Here is a 15414-nt window from a genome sequence, read left to right as displayed (position 1 = left end):
CCTTTAGCATACTATCCCAGACATGGGCGATGTTGAGATTTCAAGGATAAGCATTGCAGGTAAGGAATTCCTCGGAGTGAAGGTAAATTTGCAAAATGTCCCCCTCCTTCTGCTCAAGGGAAGTAGGGGATTTGCCATGTGTGGATATTTGAATCCGGAGGCAGCAGAGAAGATTGGGGACGCGGCCATCATAGTTTCTGGGGTGAAAAATTTTGAGGATATGTTAAATGCCAGGATCAAATGGGTGTCCTCAGGAGCAAGGAAGATGGGCGTGCGTGAGGGGGCAATTCTCAAGGAGGAGATCACCAAGATTGGATAGTTTCCTCCACTTTCATAAGTTCCCTTATAATCCCGTCGTGCTTCTTCTCATCCTCCAGTATCTTTTCCACCTCCTCTTGCAGATTCTTTGGTATGAATCTGCAACTCTCCAGTACAAGTTGTGCGTAAACGTACATTGAGATCTCCTCCTGTGGGAGGAGACAATCCCTAAACTCTCTTTGGGAGCATATTTTCTCCGGCTCCCTGAATTTCTCTATGTATGAACTTATACCGCTGCATGTTTTTCTTTGCTCCATTTTCAATTTCTTGAGCGTGTAATCTCTTATTCTTGAGTAAACCCTGGCATGCCTGAAGGAGTCTCTGGCTATTTCGTAGAGTTTTTCCGACCGTTTTGGATTCCTACCCGCAAGATACACGTAGTATCTGCCGATAAGTTCTTCAAATTCTATTCCGCAGGAAAGCATATCTATCACGGAAATTTCAAGTCCCTCATAGGTCTGACGCACCCTCTCCTTCATCTTATCCGACACCGGTCTCGAGAGGGAGATGTAGTAGGCCAGTATGGTCATCACGAGCCACCATGCAGCCCAGAATATGTTCACGAGATAGGCGTAAAGAAGCGCACCTTGAGAGTACCAGAGTTTGAATATGCCTGCCGAAATTGAGGTTGAAAGAAGAAGGATTATCGCTATGAAGAAAAGATGGTACCTTGTGATGGTCCCTTTTTTCCCTTTTTTCGGTGTCACATTAAACGGTTTTTTCTTACCGGCAAGCCATTGAAGAAAGGCAATGGTCACGGGTAGGGATGACACCATCTGTATGCCCTGATGATAAGCGTATTCCCTTATTCCATAGCGGTATTTTCCCATAGAGTACAGGTAAAATATGAACGTGAACAGAAATATTGAGCCATAAAAAAGCAGATAGTAAAGGGGCGCAATGCTCATAAAATAGATTCCGAAGAGCAGGAAGAGTGTGGGTGCAATTATGTCAATTATGGTGAGTGGCCCAACGTGTAGCCAGTAAAATATCCCGTTTGCATAGTCCACGATTTGCCTGAAAGATAGTCTTGCATTCAGAAGTTTTCTTATGAGCTGGAAGCCCCCTGCTGACCATCTGTTTTGCTGTATCCAGTATGCCTTGAGGTCCAGGGGTGCCTCCCCGTACCAGATCATCGGGATGTCCACGTACTTGCTTTTGTATCCCCTCTCGTGGAGAAGTATGGAGGTGTATATGTCCTCCGTTACCGTTTTCTCGTAGAGCCCTCCCACTTCCAAGAGGGGTTTTATACGAAACACCGTGCCGCTTCCCAAACTGAACGCGCTTCCATTTATATGCCTGGCCCTCATAACAACCCTCAGAAATGGTATCAGTTGTAAATGGGCTGCCAGTGCGATCGTTGTCTCCAGTTTGGAATAGTACTGCGGAACCTGAACAAAGGCAATTTTTGGATCGTCAAATAGTCCAAGTATGCGTTTTGCAAATCCCGGAAGGGGGCGCTGATCAGCATCCAAAATCATCAAAAATTCAAAATCTTTGCTGTACTCCCTTAGCCATGCATTTATGGCCCCTGCCTTGTAACCCCTTCGCGATTTTCTTCTGAAAACCTTGAATTCGTACTCCCTTGAGTACTCGTCTATTTTTTCCCTTATCTCGCTCTTTGTTGAATCGTCCAGGACAAAAACCTCTCCATAACCCTCTGTGGCCATCTTGGCTGCTATTGCCGTCTGCACAACGGTCCAGGGATCTTCGTTGAAGACTGGAATTACAATGGCCATATTCCCAGATACGTCAGAGGGTGCCATTTTAAAATACTCCTTTAGAAACTCTTCATATCTCTTGCTCTTTTTCCAGTATGTTATGAATATGAACGATGATATAATGGAACCCACAGCGTCAAATATTATGAAAAAGGCGAGGATTATAGCGGGATTTTTAATGCCCACTATCCAGGAGAAAATGATGGCCAGTATCACAGGCGTGAGAAACCAAAGAAGGTTTTTGATCCGCATGTTGAGAGTGAGAAAGTATGTTGAAATTTAAAGGTTTGTTCCTCAACTTATCTAAAAAATAGAAGTCAGAAGAGCCACCGGGGGGATTCGAACCCCCGACCTGCTGATATTTCGAAGCCCTTTTCTAAAGGGCTTATACGAATCAGCCGCTCTGCCGGGCTAAGCTACGGTGGCTTTCAAGGCTAAATTGGATTTGCTTATAAATCCTTTTCGATGGGAAAGGTGAAATATGGGTTTGCAAATACTCAATCATTGAGATGGGAACTTGCAGAGCTGCACATTGCCGTTTTCCTGTTTGGATTTGCAGGTTTATTCGGGAAGATGATATCTCTGCCGGCAATGCTGATTGTTCTTGGCAGAGTTCTGTTTGCCTCCGCATTTCTCCTCCTGCTCCTTTTATATAGAGGAGTGGGTTTGAGAATTGAGGGTGATGCCAAAATCTTTCTTCCGATTCTTGGTCTCCTTCTTGCCTTGCACTGGAGCACATTCTTTTACTCCATTCAGATTTCCACGGTGGCAATAGGCCTTTTAACCTATTCAACCTTTCCAATATTTACGGCGATAATTGAACCTGTGGTGTTTGGAGAGAGAATTCATGCAGAGAGCGTGATTCTTTCATTTATTGCATTTTCAGGCGTTGCTTTGATCATTCCATCCCTCAGTATATCCAATCATTACACCCAGGGTGCTCTATGGGGCCTTTTATCCGGATTTGCCTTTTCCCTGCTCACAATAGTGAACAGGAAGTACGTGAAGGAGCATTCCAGTTTGAAACTCGCCTTCTACCAGGATTTCTTTGCAGCCATATTCCTTCTCCCTTCCGTTTTCCTTTTCCCATTTAAATTGTCCACCTCTGATTTCCTTTATCTCCTTGCCCTGGGTGTGATTTTCACAGGACTGGCCCACACGCTGTTCATTCATTCCCTCGGAGCAGTAAGGGCAAACACTGCGAGTATAATAGGCACCCTTGAATCACTCTACGGGATAATTCTTGCATTCTTCATTCTCGGCGAGGTACCCACACTTCGCACAATATTTGGAGGTGCCATAATTCTGGGTGTTTGCCTCTACGTCTCCAGATTTGGCAAGATTTAAGTAATGCATTCAAATGACGGTTCATGGGTAGGTTCTTGAGGGCAGTGCATCACGCCCTTGATGGCATTGGATTCGCATTTACAGGGGAGAGAAGTTTGAGAATTCAGTTTGGAATATTTCTCATCGTTTTAGTTTTTGGGCTTTATTTTCAAATCTCTGCAGATGAGTTTGCCATGATCATTGGCATCTCTGCCCTGGTATTTGGGCTTGAACTCATAAACACGGCCATAGAGAAATCTATGGATATTCTTTCAAATGGTAAGTACGATGAAAGGATAAGGGTTGTGAAGGACGTATCCGCAGGCGCTGTACTCGTGGCTGCCGCATTTGCTGTTGCAATCGGTGTGCTAATATTCCTTCCGAGAATAATGGGGCTTTTAAGATGAGGGCAATTGCACTTTTCTCAGGGGGCAAGGATTCAACCTATGCAATATACCTTGCCATGCAGCAGGGATTTGACATCGAGAAACTCGTTACCATATACCCCAAGAGGGAGGATTCATACATGTACCATGTGCCTGCAATTGATAGAACAAGGTACCAGGCAGAGGCAATGGGAATTCCGCAGGACATATACTCCATAGGCGACAGTGTTGAAGAGTTAAGGAATGTACTATCTCTCTACGATGTGGATGCTGTTATAAGCGGTGCCATTGCCTCAAATTTTCAGAAAACGAAGATAGAGGAGGTCTGTACGGAACTTGGAATGCTCTCCTACGCGCCCCTCTGGGGCAAGGACCAGAATTTGCTCTTAAGAGATATGCTCTTGGCGGATTTCAAGATAATGATCGTGGCCGTGGCCGCCTACGGTCTTGATGAGAGATTTCTCGGTAGAATACTGGATGATGATGTGCTTCGCTCCCTCCAGGAAATGGAACGCAGGTACAGGATAAACGTGAGCGGGGAGGGAGGGGAGTATGAAACCTTTGTGCTCGATGCACCATTTTTCAAGATGAGCATCCGGGTTGAAGATTTTGACGTAATCTGGGACGGCGTTCGTGGAAATATCGAGATAAGGGGCATAACTCTCAACCAAAAAATATTTTAAATTTGCCTAATCTGGCGGTGGCAACAAATTATGAGAAAAATTTAATTAAAATCATGCCATTGGGAGTAATGGGATGCGCCCTGAATCAGGGTAAACTTTAAATATGTCCGCCATATGTAGGGCTGACCCAATGGGCCTGTAGCTCAGCTTGGTAGAGCACCTGGCTTTTAACCAGGTGGTCCGGGGTTCGATTCCCCGCAGGCCCGTGTCCTCATGAGGTGATGAAAAAATGGTGAGATTTAACGTGCTCGAGCACGAACTTGTCCCGGAGCATTACTTGGTGCCAGAGGAAGAGGAGGAGAAAATTTTGAATGAATTAGGTGTGAAGAAGGAAAACCTCCCAAGGATAAAGAAGAGCGATGCAGTTCTTCGCGTTCTGGAGCGCAAGTACGGGCATATTCCCGTCGGAAGCCTTATAAAAATTGTGAGAAAGAGCCCAACTGCAGGCCGCGTGATTGTCTATAGGGTTGTGGTGAGAGATTAAGGTGGTTTTATGGATACAATTGTGGATGTGTTATTTAGGAAAAGTGTGGTAAATCACCATATTGCCTCGTACAATGATCTCATTCCAACGCCCGATAATCCCAACAGCGTGATGCAGGAAATTGTGGATACCACAAAGGTTACGGATGAGGACCCCCCTGGAGTCATAACTCTTGATCGCACAAAGACGGGGGGAAAGACGATAAAGATAATATTTGGCAGGAAAAATGAGTACAATGATGGCATAACTCCCACGATAAAGATAGGAAAGCCTGAGATAAAGGAGGCCACAGGTGCCACGGTGCAGATAACCCCCATGGAGGCAAGATTGAGGGATATGAGTTACCTGGCGCCACTGTACCTGCAAATAATGGTGGTGGAATGCGACGATTCTGGATGCCTTGAAAAGGAGCCAGAGATGGTGAAAATCGGGGATTTTCCAGTAATGGTGAAATCGAAGATATGCACGCTTCACGAGGACAATATTGATGATTACCTTGACTCAATTTCAAAGGACAAGAGCATATTGAACTGGTCCTACAGAAAGAAATTGGAGTATGTTGGTGAGGATCCTGATGACCCTGGTGGATACTTCATCATAGGGGGAAGCGAGCGCGTTCTTGTATCCCTTGAGGACCTCGCTCCAAACCGTGTTCTCGTGGAAAAGAATGAGAGATACAATACGGTGGTTGAGACTGCCAAGGTGTTCTCCCAGCGTCGTGGCTACAGGGCTCTCACCATAATGGAGAAGAAGAACGATGGCATTCTTGTGGTGTCCGTTCCTGCCGTGGCCGGCACCATACCTCTTGTCATTCTAATGAAGGCCCTTGGTCTTGAAAGGGACGAGGATATCTACAAGGCAATAGTCAGTGATGAAAAGATGAGCGTTATTGCACTGGCCAACATTGAGGAGGTCGAAAACGATAAACTCTATCCTCCCAATGGAATTCGCACTCAAAAGGATGCCATAGAGTATCTGGAGAAGAGATTCGCCGCAGGTCAAGCCAAGGAATACAGGGAGAAGAAGATATCTCAGATTCTTGATTCTTCGTTGCTCCCTCATCTTGGCACGGATAAGGAGGACAGGATAAAGAAGGCCTATTATCTTGGCAGAATGGCCAGGCGCATTCTTGAACTTCATCTTGGTCTGAGAAAGGAAGATGATAAGGACCATCTTGCAAACAAGCGCATCAAACTCTCTGGCGATTTGCTGGAGGATCTCTTCCGCATGGCCTTCGAGGCCCTTATGAAGGATCTGAAGTACCAACTGGAGAGAACCTATAACAGGAAGAAGGGCATAAGAATTCGCGTTTCAATCAGACAGGATGTGCTCACCCAGAAGATAATGCATGCCATGAGCACAGGAAACTGGGTTGGAGGAAGAACGGGTGTTTCGCAGTTATTGGATAGGACCTCTCACATGAGCACGCTCAGCCATCTGAGGCGTGTGATCTCTCCATTAACCCGCTCACAGCCCCACTTTGAGGCAAGGGACCTGCACCCAACACAATGGGGTAGATTGTGCCCCAATGAAACTCCTGAGGGGCAGAACTGCGGTCTGGTGAAGAACGCTGCACTCATAATTGATGTATCTGAGGGCTATCCGGAGGAGAAGGCCCTTAAGATTCTCAGAGATCTGGGGGTTGAAGACAGGCAGCACGAGACCGGAAATCTTGCAAGGGTCTATCTCAACGGAAATCTTGTGGGCTATCATGAGGATGGAAAAGCCCTCACAGATGAGATTCGCGCCCGGAGGAGAAAGGGTCTGATCTCGCATCAGATCAATGTCAGGTACGACGATAGGACGCAGGAGGTAATGGTTAACTGCGATAAGGGCAGGATAAGGAGACCTCTGCTTGTGGTTGAGAATGGAAATATAAAGTACACCTCCCGCCACAGAGAACTCCTTGAGAGGGGCAAGATAGATGTTGACGACCTTGTTCACGAGGGAGTTATAGAGTGGATAGATGCGGAAGAGGAGGAAAATGCCTACATCGCCGTTTACGCTTTCGACGTTCCAGAACGCTGCCCCCACTGCAACCGTGTGCTGGGCAGAGGGGATGTGCTCTGGGCCAATCCCGGGGAGGGAGAACTTGTAACCTTGAAGTGCAAGCACTGTGGGGCAGAGTTTGAGGTGGAGAAGAAACTCACGGAAGAGCATACACACCTGGAGATAGATCCACTGCTCATACTCGGGGCGGTCGCTGGTTGTGTACCCTATCCACATCACAACTCATCACCCCGTATCACCATGGGTGCGGCGATGCTCAAGCAATCGCTGGGCTTACCTGCCGCCAATTACCGTCGCAGACCTGATACCAGGGGACATCTTTTGCACTATCCACAGGCACCAATCGTAAAGACGAAGACCATGGACTTCGTGAACTTTATGCGCAGACCCGCGGGACAAAATGCCGTGGTTGCCATAATATCCTACCATGGCTACAATATGCAGGATGCAATAGTGATGAACAAGGCCTCTGTGGAACGCGGATTCGGACGCAGTACATTCTTCAGAACCTACAAGAGCGAGGAGCGCCGCTATCCCGGTGGCCAGGAGGATCGTTTTGAAATTCCTAGTCCTGATGTGCGGGGAGCCATGACCGAGGAGCGTTACAAACTTCTGGATGAGGATGGACTCATATCTCCGGAGATGTACGTAAAGGGTGGTGACGTGCTCATAGGCAAGACCTCGCCACCCAGGTTCCTTGAAGAGGAGGCCGAATTGCTAGGTCCACAGAAACGCAGAGAGAGCAGTGTTACAATGCGTCCAGAGGAGGAGGGTTGGGTTGATTCCGTGCTTCTCACCGTGAGTGAGAATAATTCTCGCCTTGTTAAGGTTAAGGTTCGAGACCAGCGCATTCCTGAACTTGGTGATAAGTTTGCCTCTCGCCATGGACAGAAGGGCGTTGTCGGGGCCATAGTGCCCCAGGAGGATATGCCATTCACCGAGAGTGGCATAATTCCGGATCTCATAATCAACCCCCACGCCATACCTTCAAGGATGACCGTTGGGCATATACTTGAGATGATTGGAGGCAAGGTTGGCTCTCTTGAAGGTAGGTTTGTGGATGGCACCGTTTTCAAGGGAGAGCCTGAGAAGGCTCTAAGGGAGGCTCTTGTTAGAAACGGGTTCAAGTACAACGGAAAGGAGATAATGTACGATGGCATAACGGGGAGAAAAATTGAGGCGGAGATATTCATAGGCGTTATCTACTATCAGAAACTGCATCACATGGTTGCTGGCAAGTTCCACGCAAGATCCCGCGGTCCCGTTCAGATTCTCACCAGGCAACCCACAGAAGGCCGCTCGAGGCTGGGAGGTTTGAGATTTGGAGAGATGGAGAGGGATACTCTCATAGGTCATGGGGCTGCGATGGTCATAAAGGATCGTCTGCTTGATAATTCTGATGGTACCGTGCTATATGTTTGTGGTAATCCGGAATGCGGACACATAGCGATGTTTGATAGAAAGCGCGGTATACTTCGCTGCCCCGTTTGTGGAAACACCACCAACATCTATCCCATAGAGACGAGTTATGCGTTCAAATTGATGCATGACGAGCTTGCGTCCCTTGGAGTAATCATGCGTTTGAAGGTGGGTGATATGAAATGAGCAGGCACATTTTCGGTCTCACAAAGAGGATAAACTCCATAAAATTTGCTCTACTCTCTCCTGAAGAGATAAGGAGAATGAGCGCCGTAAAGGTCATAACTGCCGACACCTACGATGATGACGGCTTTCCCATAGACAAGGGTCTTATGGACCTGCATATGGGCGTTATAGAACCAGGGCTTAGATGCAAGACCTGCGGTGGTAAGGTTGATGAGTGCCCCGGCCACTTTGGACACATTGAACTGGCCATGCCCGTAATCCATGTGGGTTTTGTGAAGAACATAAAGAATTACCTTGATGCCACCTGCCGTGAGTGCGGTAGAATAAAATTGAAGGATGACGAGATAGAGATATACAAGCAGAAGATTGAGGAAGCAAAGAAGATGGGTGCATCTCCCCTTGAACTTCTATTCATCACAAAGAAGATAATTGACGATGCGTCCTCTCGTCCGATCTGTCCCCACTGTGGTGCGGAGCAGAAGAAAATCACTCTTGATAAGCCCACGACGTTCAGGGAAGAGGGAAGAAAACTCACGCCCAAGGAGATACGCGAGAGGCTTGAACGCATTCCGGATGAGGATCTGCCACTCCTGGGTATGAACCCCGAAACGGCAAGACCTGAATGGATGGTCCTAACTGTTTTGCCTGTACCTCCAGTGAACGTGCGTCCAACAATTACCCTTGAAACTGGAGAGAGGAGCGAGGACGATCTCACCCACAAACTGGTGGATATAATACGCATAAATCAGAGGTTGAGGGAAAATAGGGATAGTGGTGCACCTCAGTTGATCATCGAGGATCTCTGGGAACTGCTCCAGTACCATGTAACCACCTACTTTGATAACCAGACCTCCGGCATACCTCCGGCAAGGCACCGCAGCGGGAGACCCCTTAAAACGCTGGTGCAGCGTCTGAAGGGTAAGGAGGGAAGGTTCCGCTCCAACCTGTCTGGAAAGCGTGTGAATTTTTCATCCCGTACTGTCATATCCCCTGAGCCATTTCTCTCCATAAATGAGGTGGGTGTGCCCATTGCAGCCGCAAGGGAACTCACGGTGCCCATAACGGTCACGGAGTATAACATAGAGAAAATGCGGGAGATTATCAGGCGTGGACCGAATCCCAAGGGGGAGAAGTACGTTCCTGGTGCTAATTATGTTATTCGCCCTGATGGAAGGAGGATAAGAATCACAGAGCGCAATGCCGAGGAGGTTGCCAAAAAGATAGACCTTGGATGGGTTGTTGAGAGGCACCTGATAGATGGGGACATTGTGCTCTTCAACAGACAGCCCTCATTGCACAGGATGAGCATGATGGGTCACCTTGTGAAGGTACTCCCGCAGAGAACATTCCGTTTCAATCTCGCCGTTTGCCCGCCCTACAATGCGGACTTTGACGGAGATGAGATGAATCTTCACGTTTTGCAGAGTGAGGAGGCCAGGGCCGAGGCGAAGATTCTTATGCTCGTTCAGGAGCATATCCTGTCTCCCAGGTTCGGAGGCCCGATAATTGGTGGGCTCCATGATCACATAACTGCAATGTTTTTACTCACGCACAAGAATCCGAAATTCACCAGGGAGGAGGCAATACATATTCTCTCTTACCTTGACTACGATTCCCTTCCAGAGCCACATAGGGATGAAAATGGCAACGAGTTTTACTATGGAAAGGACCTGTTTTCCCTTATCCTTCCAAAGGACCTGAACATGGAGTTCAAGAGCAAGATCTGCGATCCATCGGTTTGTAAAAACAAATGCGTTTACGAGAAGTGCCCCATAGATGCCTACGTGATCATAAGGAACGGAAAATTGGTTGCAGGTACAATTGACGAGAACGCCATTGGGTCAATGAAGGGTAAGTTGCTTGATAGAATTGCCAAGCGCGGAAGTAACATTGCCAGGAAGTTCATAGACGATATGACTCGTCTGGCTGTGGGTGTAATCTCCTATCGCGGTTTCACTTCGGGCATAGATGACGAGGATATTCCTGAGGAGGCCATAATTCAGATTCACGAAATCATTCAGGAGAGTATGAAGAAAACGGATGAGTTGATTGAGCTTTACAGGCAGGGCCTGCTGCAGCCTGCCCCGGGTAGAAGCGTGGAGGAGACGCTCGAAATGGAAATCATGCGGGTTCTTGCCCATGCGAGGGATGAGGCGGGTAAGATTGCAAGCAAGCACCTTGGATTGGAAAACTCATCGGTCATAATGGCCAGGAGCGGCGCTCGCGCATCTATGCTGAACCTATCTCAGATGGCTGGAAGCATAGGGCAGCAGTCTGTGAGAGGACAAAGATTACATCGCGGTTATCAGGATCGCACGCTTCCTCACTTCAAGCGTGGAGATCTTGGTGCCAAGGCCCGTGGATTTGTGGAATCATCATACAAGAAGGGATTGAATCCCACGGAGTATTTCTTCCACTCAATGGGTGGCCGTGAGGGCTTGGTGGATACGGCTGTGCGTACGTCCCGCTCAGGTTATATGCAGCGTCGCTTAATAAATGCCCTTGAGGATCTCAAGGTTACAGAGGACAGAAAGGTGATTGACACGGGCGGCAATGTGGTTCAATTCTTCTACGGAGAGGACGGAGTGGATCCCACCCGCAGCTCCGGAGGGGAAAATATAGATATTGACGAGATTCTCACGGATGTTCTTGGCGATAAATACCTTGTGAGGAGGCGGAAGTAAATGGGCATGAGCATAATATGGAAAGACAAAAGTGAAAATATTGACAAGATTCGCCTTAACGTTCCCGTGTACTATGCGGTGGATTTTGAAATAAAGAGAGAGGTGGAATTACCCATCTACGGGTACATCACCCTGAAGGGCTCAGAGGTAAACTACAGGGTAAAAATCACAGAAATAAAGCCCTACCAGAGTTTGAAGGGAATAGTCAAGAAAACAACAAAAAAACTCAAAACTCTTCTCAAAATTGAGGAGGTTCAGGACATATCAGCCATTCCGCTTTCCGAGTTCAAGAAAGAAGATGGTACCTATTTGAAAAGGGTCACAAAGTTCTCCTATGGGGAACTTGAAGAGAGGGGTGAGATAAAAATAAAGAAATTTGAGGAACTCAGTGACGATGAAAGGGCTCTTCAGGAGAGAATTGAGGATGAGTATGGCATCAAACTTCCAGTATCCATCATCCAGAAACTCCTTCAGGCAAAGAGCGAGCATGGGTTAAACAAGAAGGAATTTAACGAGGTTATAAAAAGAACTGTTGAGGTTTACAGGAAACGCTCTGTGGATCCCTATGAGGCTGTTGGAATTGTGGCTGCGCAGAGTATTGGAGAGCCAGGTACGCAGATGACCCTCAGAACCTTCCACTATGCGGGTGTGGCAGAGATGAACGTTACCCTCGGTTTGCCGAGGTTGATAGAAATCGTGGATGCAAGGAGCATGCCCTCTACCCCCGTTATGGAGATACATCTCAGGGAGGGCATAAGGGAGGATGAGGATAAAGTCAAGGAAGTGGCAAAGAAAATTGAAAGCACGGAGATAATAGATGTGGCCGATGTGATTACAAGTCTTGTGGATATGTCCGTGATAATTGTGCCGGATAAGAGGAAGATGGAAGGAAGGGGAGTGAAGAAGGAGGACATTGTGGAGAGTTTGGGCAAACTAAAGATTCAGAAATTGACCGTAGAAATTGAAGGAGATCGCATAAAGATCAAGTTGCCTGAACCATCCTACAAGAAGCTTTACCTACTCAGTGAGAACATAAAGGGTTTGACCCTTCGCGGTATAAAGGGCATAACAAGGGCGATAGTCAGAAAGAGTCAGGACAATAGTGAATGGGTTATTTACACACAGGGTTCAAATCTTGGTGATGTGCTTGATATTGAAGAGGTGGATGCTGCCAGAACGAGAACAAACAACATAATCGAGATCGCTGATGTGCTTGGAGTGGAAGCGGCCAGAAATGCCATAATTGAAGAGGCATTGAACACCTTGCACCAGCAAGGTTTGAATGTGGATATTCGCCATATAATGCTTGTTGCTGATACGATGACATACAATGGAACGGTCGAGGCCATAGGCAGGCATGGAATTGCAGGCGAGAAGGAGAGCGTTCTGGCAAGGGCTGCCTTTGAGATAACATCAAAGCATCTCCTGACTGCTGGAATACTGGGAGAGGAAGATAAACTGAGAGGCGTGGCGGAAAATATTATAGTGGGTCAGCCTGTTACTCTAGGTACAGGTGCTGTGACTCTGGTGTATAAACCCAAAAAGAGGTGAGGTAGATGAATAGGGAAGATATAAGAAAAGAACTCAAAAAGGTGCTAACAACTGGCAAGGTTTATTTTGGCATAAAGCAAGCAAGGAAGGCCGTTAAAAGCGGAGAAGCAAAGCTGCTCATAGTGGCAGATAATTGTCCGGAGAGAAAGGAAGTTGAGGAGTGGAGCATACCGAAGATAATGTTTGACGGAGATGGATTTGAGCTCGGGGCCTTCTGCGGTAAGCCATTTAACGTCTCCGTGCTCACCATAGTGGATGAGGGAGAGGGTAAGCTCCTGAAAATGGTGAAATGATGGTAAACATAACGCTGGATGCACAGACACTTCGCTACATTTCAATATTCGAGGCGGCCACCAATGCCCAGGTCAAGGATTGCATTGAGAAGGGCGATCTCGTCGTTTTCGTTGTGTATCCCCGCAATCTGAGAAGGGCCCTTGAAAATGGTGGAGCAAAAATTCAGACTGTGAGGAATTTAATTAAAAAGAACGTAATGGTCGTCGAGTACTCTCCAGACATTATCGCATTTACACGCAGCGTGTTTCATCGTTTCAAGGTGAGAAACATAAAGGTTGAAAACGTGGATAATCAGTTTAGCATATCCGTTTTTGTGGACCCACGGGACAAGGCGAGGGCAATTGGCAAGGGTGGTCGCAACCTGCAGCTGGCCAAGGAGATAATAGGGAGGCACTTTCCCCTGAAAAATATAGTCATTTACTGATTTTATTTTTATAATCCTGAATTATTTTTTCGTGATCGAAGGCCAGGGGTGGCAGGGTATCCAGCGGAAATAGAAGTGCCTGGGTAGCGTCGTCTCCACCACGTAAACTACCCCCTATTTTTTTAAGTTCGTACACAATTGTAACCGTGTGGTCCCTTGGGTCCCTTTTTGGATCTGAATACACTCCAACAAGACGGGAAATACGCACATCCAACCCGGTTTCTTCCTTGAACTCTCGCACGATGGCATCTTCCGTTTTTTCTCCGTACTCCACGAATCCACCGGGAAGAGCGTACATGCCTTTAAAAGGTTCTCTCCCACGTTTTATCAACAATATCTTTCCATCTTCCACAAGTATGCCGTCCACGGTGAGCGATGGTTTTTTGTAGGGGTGCTCTACGATGTATGCAAAGATCTCATCGTACCTCTCATATCTTCTAAGAAGTTTTTTCCCCTCATCAGTGAGAGAGCTCTCGCCCCCCTCCTTTCCTCCACGCTTCGAAACTATGATATTCATTCCGAGATTTTCTTCAATTTCCTTTATCATACCCCAGGCATGTCTGTAGGACATGCCCAATTTCTTGGCTGCCTGTCTCAGACTGCCAGTTCTTTCAACCTCTTTGAGAAGTTGATATGCGCCGGGCCCGAAAACATAACCCCGATCTGTCTCAAACCAGAAGCGATACCTGATTTGCATACTTCACAAATCTCCTCGTAGAATTTCAAAGTTTCGATGTGTAGTATATAGTACTAAATTGCCTAATTTTGGAATTATTCGATTTTTATCTAGTTTCGATTAAGAGATCATTATCTGTATATCCAAAGAGTGCAATAACATTCTTAGAAATATCTACAATTTTATTGGCATTGAGATTTGTTTCCACAAAAATATCTGTGTTATCTATTCTTTCAGGTGCCCTTAACTCATTAGGATTTCTTGAGAAATAGGGTCTTTTTCGCCCTCTCAAATTTAAAACTTTATCAAATTGCTCTCTATGAGCTGAAAGCATAAGATGAGAAATCTTTATTAATAAATCTTTCCAAGAGCGTACAGGATATCTGTTGTTCCTGAATGTAAAGGCTATTATTGATTTTCCAGTGTATTTTTTATTGTCATTGGAGCCTAGGATTTGTATATTAGAGAATCTCCTATGATCTTGAACGTAGTTTATCTTTTTGGAATCCAATAGAGTATCCTGGGTGAATTTTATTAAAAACTTTTCTACTGTTTTGGTATCAGGTTTATAACCACACAACTTCTCTGTAGTTTCAGCTAATAGTTCTATCAAACCTTCATCGGGTTCTGTTATTATTTTATTCCATGCTTTTGGAAGTGTTTCTTCTATGAGATATTGCTTCTGCTTGCTTTTATATAGATTCTCTGCGTTTTCTATTGCTTTGTCGGTGATAACATTTTCCTTTGATAGAAAATCCTCAAATTTGTTAACAATTTCTTCCGCATTTTGATCATAAATCTCAATTGTATAGAATTTTCTTTGTTCCCAACTTCCCTCTCTCAAGGGTAGATAAAACCACCAGCTAATTCCATTGGTGAGTATTGCGAGTTTGACTCCCTCCTGAAAAGAATAACTCAAAAGCTGCTCTTGATGTTTTTCTAAATCTTCGCTAACTTTCTTTACCTCAATGAATACCTTATTTCTACCATTGTATCTTAGCGCATAATCCACTCTTTTACCGCCGAGAGAGTATTCTGGATGAACTTCATCTATGTTAAATGGATCCCACCCAAGGGCCTTTAAAATCCTTAAAATAACAGCTTGCTTTGTGGCTGCCTCATCAAATGACAAAAGGCGCCTATCCCTTTTGAAGCTGTTTATCAATTCAAGCAATTCATTATTCATTTTTATCAACTCCTGGAAACTCTATTAAATATCTTCTAAAATTTTCACGTATAATTGCAGATATTT

At 46.1% G+C, this 15414-nt stretch carries 13 protein-coding genes and 2 tRNA genes; 11 read left to right on the top strand and 4 right to left on the bottom strand.

All coding sequences use genetic code 11. The features are described 5' to 3' along the window. The first annotated feature begins 22 nt into the window (after nt 1–22). A complete protein-coding gene (locus AC0S1O_RS06400) occupies nt 23–319 on the top strand; it encodes a YunC family protein (RefSeq protein ID WP_475393491.1) in 297 nt (98 codons plus the stop codon). Here AC0S1O_RS06400 and AC0S1O_RS06395 read toward each other — a convergent pair. Together AC0S1O_RS06395 and AC0S1O_RS06390 are read right to left on the bottom strand one after the other, a co-directional pair. Further along, the gene (locus AC0S1O_RS06395) at nt 303–2291 is read right to left on the bottom strand and encodes a glycosyltransferase family 2 protein (RefSeq protein ID WP_475393490.1); all 1989 of its coding nucleotides are present in this window, start codon (nt 2289–2291) and stop codon (nt 303–305) included. The genes AC0S1O_RS06400 and AC0S1O_RS06395 overlap by 17 nt on opposite strands. Before the next feature lie 72 nt (nt 2292–2363). Continuing rightward, nucleotides 2364–2465, bottom strand: a tRNA-Thr gene (locus AC0S1O_RS06390). A gap of 78 nt (nt 2466–2543) precedes the next feature. Here AC0S1O_RS06390 and AC0S1O_RS06385 point away from each other — a divergent pair. The 10 genes from AC0S1O_RS06385 to AC0S1O_RS06340 all read left to right on the top strand — a co-directional run bounded on the left by AC0S1O_RS06385 (nt 2544) and on the right by AC0S1O_RS06340 (nt 13486). After that, nucleotides 2544–3386, top strand: coding sequence for a DMT family transporter (locus tag AC0S1O_RS06385; protein ID WP_475393489.1), 843 nt, complete (start codon nt 2544–2546; stop codon nt 3384–3386). A gap of 23 nt (nt 3387–3409) precedes the next feature. Next, a complete protein-coding gene (locus AC0S1O_RS06380; RefSeq protein WP_475393488.1) occupies nt 3410–3772 on the top strand; it encodes a diacylglycerol kinase in 363 nt (120 codons plus the stop codon). Next, a complete protein-coding gene (locus tag AC0S1O_RS06375; protein WP_475393487.1) occupies nt 3769–4434 on the top strand; it encodes a diphthine--ammonia ligase in 666 nt (221 codons plus the stop codon). Before AC0S1O_RS06380 ends, AC0S1O_RS06375 begins: the two co-directional genes overlap by 4 nt. A gap of 132 nt (nt 4435–4566) precedes the next feature. Beyond that, nucleotides 4567–4640 (top strand) — tRNA-Lys (locus tag AC0S1O_RS06370). Between the two features lie 23 nt (nt 4641–4663). Continuing rightward, on the top strand, nt 4664–4918 hold the full coding sequence (locus AC0S1O_RS06365; protein WP_475393486.1) for a DNA-directed RNA polymerase subunit H: 255 nt from the start codon (nt 4664–4666) through the stop codon (nt 4916–4918). 9 nt (nt 4919–4927) lie between these two features. Further along, complete coding sequence (locus AC0S1O_RS06360; RefSeq protein WP_475393485.1) at nt 4928–8533, top strand: DNA-directed RNA polymerase subunit B; 3606 nt, start codon at nt 4928–4930, stop codon at nt 8531–8533. Beyond that, nucleotides 8530–11217 (top strand): DNA-directed RNA polymerase subunit A', encoded by a 2688-nt coding sequence (locus AC0S1O_RS06355; RefSeq protein WP_475393484.1) that lies wholly within the window; start codon nt 8530–8532, stop codon nt 11215–11217. The genes AC0S1O_RS06360 and AC0S1O_RS06355 overlap by 4 nt, the downstream gene beginning before the upstream one ends. Nucleotides 11218–11223: 6 nt before the next feature. Beyond that, nucleotides 11224–12768 (top strand): DNA-directed RNA polymerase subunit A'', encoded by a 1545-nt coding sequence (rpoA2, locus tag AC0S1O_RS06350; RefSeq protein WP_475394482.1) that lies wholly within the window; start codon nt 11224–11226, stop codon nt 12766–12768. 5 nt (nt 12769–12773) lie between these two features. After that, complete coding sequence (locus tag AC0S1O_RS06345) at nt 12774–13061, top strand: 50S ribosomal protein L30e (protein ID WP_475393483.1); 288 nt, start codon at nt 12774–12776, stop codon at nt 13059–13061. After that, nucleotides 13061–13486 carry a NusA-like transcription termination signal-binding factor gene (locus tag AC0S1O_RS06340; RefSeq protein WP_475393482.1) on the top strand — a complete coding sequence of 142 codons (426 nt, stop codon included), beginning with the start codon at nt 13061–13063 and terminating at the stop codon, nt 13484–13486. Before AC0S1O_RS06345 ends, AC0S1O_RS06340 begins: the two co-directional genes overlap by 1 nt. On the opposite strand, the gene AC0S1O_RS06335 is transcribed toward AC0S1O_RS06340, so the two are convergent. Next, on the bottom strand, nt 13476–14183 hold the full coding sequence (locus AC0S1O_RS06335) for an NUDIX domain-containing protein (RefSeq protein ID WP_475393481.1): 708 nt from the start codon (nt 14181–14183) through the stop codon (nt 13476–13478). The genes AC0S1O_RS06340 and AC0S1O_RS06335 overlap by 11 nt on opposite strands. An 85-nt stretch (nt 14184–14268) precedes the next feature. Beyond that, on the bottom strand, nt 14269–15348 hold the full coding sequence (locus AC0S1O_RS06330) for a type I restriction endonuclease (protein WP_475393480.1): 1080 nt from the start codon (nt 15346–15348) through the stop codon (nt 14269–14271). Nucleotides 15349–15414 lie beyond the last annotated feature (66 nt).

This window comes from Candidatus Aciduliprofundum sp. HYA1 (assembly GCF_056175085.1).
This window is presented reverse-complemented; position numbering and strand designations above follow the sequence as displayed.

What these genes read in the sequence shown, in the direction of transcription:
- AC0S1O_RS06400 (WP_475393491.1), top strand. Translation starts at nt 23, where the DNA reads ATGGGCGATGTTGAGATTTCAAGGATAAGCATTGCAGGTAAGGAATTC.
- AC0S1O_RS06395 (WP_475393490.1), bottom strand. Translation starts at nt 2,291, where the DNA reads ATGCGGATCAAAAACCTTCTTTGGTTTCTCACGCCTGTGATACTGGCC.
- AC0S1O_RS06380 (WP_475393488.1), top strand. Translation starts at nt 3,410, where the DNA reads ATGGGTAGGTTCTTGAGGGCAGTGCATCACGCCCTTGATGGCATTGGA.
- AC0S1O_RS06375 (WP_475393487.1), top strand. Translation starts at nt 3,769, where the DNA reads ATGAGGGCAATTGCACTTTTCTCAGGGGGCAAGGATTCAACCTATGCA.
- AC0S1O_RS06365 (WP_475393486.1), top strand. Translation starts at nt 4,664, where the DNA reads ATGGTGAGATTTAACGTGCTCGAGCACGAACTTGTCCCGGAGCATTAC.
- AC0S1O_RS06360 (WP_475393485.1), top strand. Translation starts at nt 4,928, where the DNA reads ATGGATACAATTGTGGATGTGTTATTTAGGAAAAGTGTGGTAAATCAC.
- AC0S1O_RS06355 (WP_475393484.1), top strand. Translation starts at nt 8,530, where the DNA reads ATGAGCAGGCACATTTTCGGTCTCACAAAGAGGATAAACTCCATAAAA.
- rpoA2 (WP_475394482.1), top strand. Translation starts at nt 11,224, where the DNA reads ATGAGCATAATATGGAAAGACAAAAGTGAAAATATTGACAAGATTCGC.
- AC0S1O_RS06345 (WP_475393483.1), top strand. Translation starts at nt 12,774, where the DNA reads ATGAATAGGGAAGATATAAGAAAAGAACTCAAAAAGGTGCTAACAACT.
- AC0S1O_RS06340 (WP_475393482.1), top strand. Translation starts at nt 13,061, where the DNA reads ATGGTAAACATAACGCTGGATGCACAGACACTTCGCTACATTTCAATA.
- AC0S1O_RS06335 (WP_475393481.1), bottom strand. Translation starts at nt 14,183, where the DNA reads ATGCAAATCAGGTATCGCTTCTGGTTTGAGACAGATCGGGGTTATGTT.
- AC0S1O_RS06330 (WP_475393480.1), bottom strand. Translation starts at nt 15,348, where the DNA reads ATGAATAATGAATTGCTTGAATTGATAAACAGCTTCAAAAGGGATAGG.